The following is a 6,656-nucleotide window of genomic DNA, read 5'->3' as shown; positions in this document are numbered from 1 at the left end:
AGATTTTTAGCAATATGACGGGTAGCATAGGCTGCTGAACGATCCACTTTGGATGGATCTTTTCCTGAAAATGCACCGCCGCCATGAGCTCCTTTTCCACCGTAGGTGTCAACAATGATCTTACGACCGGTTAGCCCCGTATCTCCATGAGGTCCGCCGATAACAAATTTACCAGTTGGATTGATATGATATTTAATAGCGTCGGTAAATAACGATTGAAGTTCAGGTTTCAGCTGAGCTTTTACTCTTGGAATAAGAATAGATATGATATCATCCTGAATTTTCTTCTGCATAGCAGATTCAGTATCAAAGTCATCATGCTGTGTTGAAACAACAATTGCCTCAATACGAATTGGCTTGTGATCGTCGCTATACTCAATAGTTACCTGAGATTTTGCGTCAGGACGAAGGTATTTTATTGATGAATCCTCACGACGTAAAGCAGCAAGTTCAGTTAGAATCTTATGAGCTAAATCCAGCGCAAGTGGCATATAATTGTCAGTTTCGCTTGTAGCGTAACCGAACATCATACCCTGATCTCCTGCTCCCTGATCTTGCTTTTCTACTCTATCAACACCTTGATTGATGTCTGCAGATTGTTCATGAATTGCCGAAATAACACCGCAAGAGTCGGCTTCAAACATATATTCCGATTTTGTATACCCGATCTTACGGATCACATCGCGCGCAATTTTTTGCACGTCCAAATAAGTTTGCGACTTTACCTCGCCTGCCAGAACAACCAAACCGGTCGTAACCAGTGTTTCACAAGCTACCTTAGAATCAGCATCCCAGGCTAGAAAATTATCAATCAAAGCATCAGATATCTGATCTGCAACCTTGTCAGGATGACCTTCTGAAACAGATTCTGAGGTAAATAAATAAGGCATAAAAATTCTGTTGTTTAAAATTGTTAATATTAAATTCAGAAGAAAGCAAGAATTGATTGCAGGGAGGTAAAAATCAGAGTATGTTTTAGCACTTTTTTTTACGTGGTTGCAATCAACGCAAATCGATCCACTTTTTTCGCACTGCAAAAGTAGGATAATTTTTAAGAACTGAAAAATTTAACAGTAATTTTGGATTTTATAGTAGTAGCGGTTGAAGAAAAATATAATATTTATAATCAATCCCATATCGGGAGGAAAAAGCAAAGTGAACTTTCCGGATATGGCTGCTAAATTTCTTGATGCAGCGAAATTCAATGCAACATATGTATTCACTGAGGGCCGTGGCCATGCCTATGAGCTTGCCCTGGAGAAGGTAAATCGCGATTCTGATGTCCTTGTGGCGGTTGGAGGCGATGGTACAATAAATGAAGTTGCCTCGGGAATAGGCGAGTCCGGAAAATTGATGGGCATCATTCCCTACGGATCTGGTAACGGCTTAGCCCGCTCACTTGGAATTTCGCTGGATGACAGACTTGCAGTACTGGCCCTAAATAAGCTGAACATTAATCGGATAGATTCCGGAACATTTAACGACCGGAATTTTTTTAATATGGCGGGGATTGGCTTTGATGCCCATATCAGTACTATATTTGCAAATCACATAACCCGGGGGCTTGCCGGTTATGTTAAAACAGCTATTGCCGAAATTTCAAACTATCAATGCCAGAATTATATTCTTGAGATAGATGGCAAACGCATAGTCCGTGACGCCTTTATGATCAGCATAGCAAATTCTTCTCAATTTGGTAATAATGCACACATATCACCTTTTGCTTCGTTGAGAGACGGACTTCTCGATGTCGTCATAATTAAACCATTCCCTTTGTATCAATTCCCTATTCTTGGATACAAAATGTTTAATAGAAGCACCCACACATCTAACTTTGTAGAGATTATGAAGGGCAAGGATATTCGTATTATAAGAGAAGGAAGTGGTGCTATACACATTGATGGCGAGCCTTGCAGTATGGGTTCAGAATTAAGGATTAAAGTAAAGCCACTGTCGTTAGCTGTATTAGTGTAATAAATATGTCAAAAAAAAACCGAGGATTATCGGGGGTGGTTTATTCCACAGATCCTGATTTCGAATATCAGACAGAACATAATGAGTTTGAAAGTACACCGGATAACCGCGAGCAGGATTTGCGCATTCAGCTGGATAAGAAACAAAGAGGAGGTAAAGCTGTTACACTTATCACAGGGTTCAGAGGTACTGCCGGGGATTTAATTTCGCTGGCAAAGAAATTGAAGCAAAAGTGTGGTGTAGGTGGCTCTGCCAAAGATGGAGAGATACTGATACAGGGGGATTTTAGAGAAAAAGTTCTTCAATTACTTCAAGCCGAAGGATTTAGGGCTAAAAAAGCAGGTGGCTGACCTATCGAAATGTTATTATTGTATTAAATTTTTTAGATTTTAGTATTCAGCGTTTAAAAGGTTTAAGTTTTTTAACTTATTGTATCAAATTATAAACTGTGAAATAAATTATCTTAAAATCAAGCACTTATATATCTGGATGTGTGTTTAAACTTTGTATATTCGTCAAATGCCTTATGAAAATTTGCAATTACAATAAAAAATAGTTTTTATTGTAAATCGATAGCCTTGTACCGTTGATCTTCTTTTAGAACAGCATTTCTTGCTTGATTCCAGGGGTAGATCTAACAAAAATGAATAAATAGAGTTAATAAATTCACAAATAATTTTTTATTAAGTCGAAAATTATATTTTTGTTATCCGTTATAACGGCAAACATTATATGATAGCTATTTAAAGCATTAAAAATTAACACAAATCACCAAAATCAATTAACTGTTACATTAATCAACAACTAAAAACTAAAATTTTAAAAAAATGGCGAACGCACCAAAACCAACAACAGCGAAGAAAGAGAGCTCTGGTTCAAGCATTTTTGCAAGTCTATCAATCGTACTTTGTATTCTTGTAGGAGTACTTTTATGGAAATTCGTAATGGGCGACCCATCGAACTTTGAAGGAGGTGATCCGGAAAACGGCCACCCACTGCCAGGAAACTACTTTGGAATGGTTTACAAAGGAGGTTATGTAGTGCCAGTATTAATGGGATTATTCCTTATGGTAATTGTGTTTTCGTTCGAGCGTTTCTTTGTTATTAGCAAAGCAACTGGAAAAGGAAATATTGATGCTTTTGTTAAAAAGATTCAATCATTTATCGGTGCAGGAAATATCGATTCAGCTATCGCCGAATGTGATAAACAAGAAGGTTCTGTGGCCAATGTTATCAAATCCGGATTGAAAAAATATAAAGAGATGGAAGTTGAGACTAAGATGGATACTGAGCAAAAATGTCTTGCAATCCAAAAAGATATTGAAGAAGCTACCGCTTTAGAGATGCCAATGCTGGAGCAAAATCTTACAGTGATAGCAACACTTGTATCAATCGGTACATTAATGGGACTATTAGGAACGGTAACGGGTATGATCAAGGCTTTCGCGGCATTGTCAACTGCAGGTTCACCGGATCAGGCTGCTCTTGCAAACGGTATATCTGAGGCACTTATCAATACTGCTACAGGTATTGCGACCTCAGCATTAGCAATTATTATGTACAACTTGTTTACCTCAAAAATTGATAAACTAACTTATGCTATCGATGAAGCAGGTTTTTCAATCGTTCAAACGTACGCCAGTACTCATAAATAATATAGTTGAAAAAAAAGATTACGGGTTTTATGGAAAACCCGTAATCTTTCCATCTATATACTAACAGGATTTTAATTATTATAATATAAACTATGCCTAGAGCTAAAGTTGCCAGAAAAAGTACCGCTATCGATATGACGGCAATGTGCGATGTGGCGTTTTTGTTGCTAACATTCTTTATCCTTACAGCAACAGCTCGTCAGCCAGAAGCGCTTCCTGTAGATACCCCGGCTTCAACTGTTAAGTTCAAGCTGCCGGATGTGGATATTGCTACATTAACCATAGGCCAGAAGAAAGTATTTTTTGGAGTGCCAGGACAGCCTATAAGAGTTCGAACACTGGAACTAATGGCGGAGAAATATAATTTGCAGTTTACTGATGAGGAAAAACTAAGATTTTCTCTAATCGAGAGTTTTGGCGTACCAATTGGCAATCTTAAACAGATTATCGCATTAAAAGGTGACGACCGAAATAAAGAAGGTCTTCAGCCAGGTATTCCAACAGATTCTGTTGATACAAGACCATCAGAACTGCACAACTGGATTTTGTCTGCGCGTTATGCTACAAAAGAACTGAATAATGTTGATATGCGTGTCAGCATTAAAGGGGATTCAAGTGAAGAGTATCCACAGATCAAGAAGGTTACAAGCATCCTTCAGAGTCAGAACATTAATAAATTCAGTTTGATAACCTCATTGAGGCCAACTGAGAAATAGTATTTCGTATAATTAATTTAATTAGAACACGATGGCAGAATTAGATACCTCCGGCGGGGGTAAGAATAAAGGCGGGAAAGTCAGAAGTAAAAAACAATCTACACGTGTAGATCTAACAGCGATGGTGGATCTTGCATTCCTTCTGATCACCTTTTTTATGCTTACCACTACATTGGCAAAACCTCAGGCGATGGATATGGCCATGCCTGATAAGGATGATAAAGATCAACAAGAATTAACAGTTGCTGATAACAGAACGATGACCATACTTTTAGGTGCGGGTAATCGTTTGGAATGGTATATGGGTTTGGTTGATAAACCATTAACTCCTCCGCAAGTGGATAATTACGGAAGAAATGGTATAAGGAAAGCCTTAATTGAGTATTCAAAAAAGGTAATCGCCGCAACAGGTGATCCTAAGAAAGGCCTGATCGTTTTGATCAAACCTAGTGATCAGTCGAACTACCGGAATTTCGTTGATATTCTTGATGAAATGAAGGTTTCAAATATTAATCAGTACGCTATAGTTGAGATATCGGATCCGGATATTGGATTGTTAAAGCGAGACGGGCTTTACAAATAATAACAAAAATAAATAACCCACTAAAGAAGTAAATTATGTTAGGGTCAAAAATAGATTTATTCAAAACGGAATGGCTTGATGTGGTGTTCGCAGGTAGGAATAAATCCTATGGTGCGTATGAGTTGAGGAGAGATAACTCCAAAACTACAAGCCGCGCAGTGATTATCGGATCGGTACTATTTATTGTATTAGTTTCGATGCCCTTGATCATCCGCTACATTTCGGGTATTTTGCCGGAAGCTGAGAAAGAGAAGATCACGGAAGTTGTATTAGCTCCTCCACCTCCAATTAACAAAGAGGAACTTCCTCCACCTCCGCCGGAGCCTCCGAAACCGAAGATTGACCAGGTGAAATTTCCTCCTCCTGTAGTTGTACCTGCCGAGGAAGTTAGGGATGAAGAGCCGCCAACAGTTGAAGAATTGAAGGTAGCAGACCCAGGCCAAAAGACAATTGAAGGTAACCCGGATGCAGAGATAGTAATTGATGAACCGGTTGGCGAGGCTCCTAAGCAATTGGAGGTTGTCGAAGACAATAGTATCAAGGATTTTGCTAGCGTTGAGGTTCTTCCTGAATTTGCTGGTGGAATGGCGGGATGGGGTAAGTACCTTCAGAAGAATTTGAAATATCCGCCTATGGCTCGTGAAAATAATATCAGTGGTCGGGTTATTATGAGCTTTGTAGTTGAAAAAAATGGTAATCTAACAGATATCAAGGTTTTGCGTGGAATAGGTGGCGGTTGTGATGAGGAAGCCGTGCGTGTAATGAAAAACGCACCGGCCTGGAAACCAGGTATCCAAAATGGTCGTCCGGTAAGGGTTGCTTATACAATGCCTATCTTCTTCCAGCTGCAAGGACAATAATGTCGCTGACTACGGATCAGGAAAAAATACAGAAATCGCCCGCAAAGCGATTTCTGTTTATTTTAGGGCTAGGGATGTTTTCGCTCTATTTTGTATTGCGTATAATAATCATGTTTTGGAAAGAAATCCCTATTGATTTGGCCCCGGGATATAGAATAGCTTTTGGAGTTTTATTAATAGGATATTCATTTTTAAGGTTTGTGCGTTTACTTCGCTCTCAATGATTGGTTACGTTAATTTAAGGTCTCTCATATGTGTTGGTTTTATTGCATTGCTTGTTTCTTGCCAGCAACGCAATGAAGAAATACAATCCTACACCAGTGGTAACGAAAAAATTCTGGTAGATGAATCCCTGGTTCCCATTATAGAGGACCAGACATACGTTTTCGAAAGCACTTATCCTGATGCGAAGCTTGTACTAATCGATAAATCGGAAAACGAGTTAATTAATTCCTTTCTTGATGATAGCGCGCAGGTTGCTATTTTATCCCGTGAATTGACCAATGATGAACGTAGGCATTTTGATAATAAAAAGATCAAAGTAAGGGTAAATCGTTTCGCTGTTGATGGCATTGCATTGATTGCCCATAACTCAATAAAAGATTCAACAGTAACTGTAGAGGATATCATAAAAGTGCTGAAAGGGCAACAGTCTCCATTGGGTAACTTAGTTTTTGATAATGCAAATTCGAGTACAGTCCGATACTTTAAAGAGCTTGCAGTCGTTAAAGAACTTCCAGCGAAAGGTGTATATGCACTTAAAACAAACTCGGAAGTTATCAGATACGTTCACGATAATCCGGGGACTATCGGGGTGGTAGGTGTAAATTGGATTGTGCAGCCACCAGTGGACCTTGAAAAACAGGTT

The 6,656-nt window shown here is 38.9% G+C and carries 8 protein-coding genes; 7 read left to right on the top strand and 1 reads right to left on the bottom strand.

Annotation, left to right across the window (positions count from 1 at the left end):
* On the bottom strand, positions 1-890 hold an 890-nt coding region (metK, locus tag ACLL8Z_RS11705; protein WP_411274974.1), incomplete at its 3' end, for a methionine adenosyltransferase.
* Positions 891-1,101: 211 nt separating this feature from the next.
* On the opposite strand from metK, the gene ACLL8Z_RS11700 reads away from it, so the two are divergent.
* The 7 genes from ACLL8Z_RS11700 to ACLL8Z_RS11670 form a co-directional block, all read left to right on the top strand.
* Complete coding sequence (locus tag ACLL8Z_RS11700; RefSeq protein WP_411274973.1) at positions 1,102-1,974, top strand: diacylglycerol/lipid kinase family protein; 873 nt, start codon at positions 1,102-1,104, stop codon at positions 1,972-1,974.
* Between the two features lie 5 nt (positions 1,975-1,979).
* Entirely contained in the window at positions 1,980-2,324 is a 345-nt protein-coding gene (locus ACLL8Z_RS11695; protein ID WP_411274972.1) for a translation initiation factor, read from the top strand.
* 477 nt (positions 2,325-2,801) lie between these two features.
* The gene (locus tag ACLL8Z_RS11690; RefSeq protein WP_411274971.1) at positions 2,802-3,629 is read left to right on the top strand and encodes a MotA/TolQ/ExbB proton channel family protein; all 828 of its coding nucleotides are present in this window, start codon (positions 2,802-2,804) and stop codon (positions 3,627-3,629) included.
* Positions 3,630-3,721: 92 nt separating this feature from the next.
* Entirely contained in the window at positions 3,722-4,345 is a 624-nt protein-coding gene (locus tag ACLL8Z_RS11685) for an ExbD/TolR family protein (protein WP_411274970.1), read from the top strand.
* A gap of 31 nt (positions 4,346-4,376) precedes the next feature.
* Positions 4,377-4,928, top strand: a complete 552-nt coding sequence (locus tag ACLL8Z_RS11680) for an ExbD/TolR family protein (protein ID WP_411274969.1) — start codon at positions 4,377-4,379, stop codon at positions 4,926-4,928.
* Positions 4,929-4,963: 35 nt separating this feature from the next.
* Entirely contained in the window at positions 4,964-5,788 is an 825-nt protein-coding gene (locus ACLL8Z_RS11675) for an energy transducer TonB (RefSeq protein ID WP_411274968.1), read from the top strand.
* Positions 5,789-6,008: 220 nt separating this feature from the next.
* A partial coding sequence (locus ACLL8Z_RS11670) for a PstS family phosphate ABC transporter substrate-binding protein (RefSeq protein ID WP_411274967.1) occupies positions 6,009-6,656 on the top strand: 648 nt, incomplete at its 3' end.

This window comes from Daejeonella sp. (assembly GCF_046590655.1).
In the GTDB taxonomy this organism is placed as follows: domain Bacteria; phylum Bacteroidota; class Bacteroidia; order Sphingobacteriales; family Sphingobacteriaceae; genus Daejeonella.
Note: the sequence above shows the minus strand (reverse complement) of the source record. Positions and strands in the feature narration are given on the sequence as shown.

Bases quoted from the DNA above. Each gene is read 5' to 3' on its own strand.
- ACLL8Z_RS11695 (WP_411274972.1), top strand. From the start codon at position 1,980: ATGTCAAAAAAAAACCGAGGATTATCGGGGGTGGTTTATTCCACAGAT.
- ACLL8Z_RS11690 (WP_411274971.1), top strand. From the start codon at position 2,802: ATGGCGAACGCACCAAAACCAACAACAGCGAAGAAAGAGAGCTCTGGT.
- ACLL8Z_RS11685 (WP_411274970.1), top strand. From the start codon at position 3,722: ATGCCTAGAGCTAAAGTTGCCAGAAAAAGTACCGCTATCGATATGACG.
- ACLL8Z_RS11680 (WP_411274969.1), top strand. From the start codon at position 4,377: ATGGCAGAATTAGATACCTCCGGCGGGGGTAAGAATAAAGGCGGGAAA.
- ACLL8Z_RS11675 (WP_411274968.1), top strand. From the start codon at position 4,964: ATGTTAGGGTCAAAAATAGATTTATTCAAAACGGAATGGCTTGATGTG.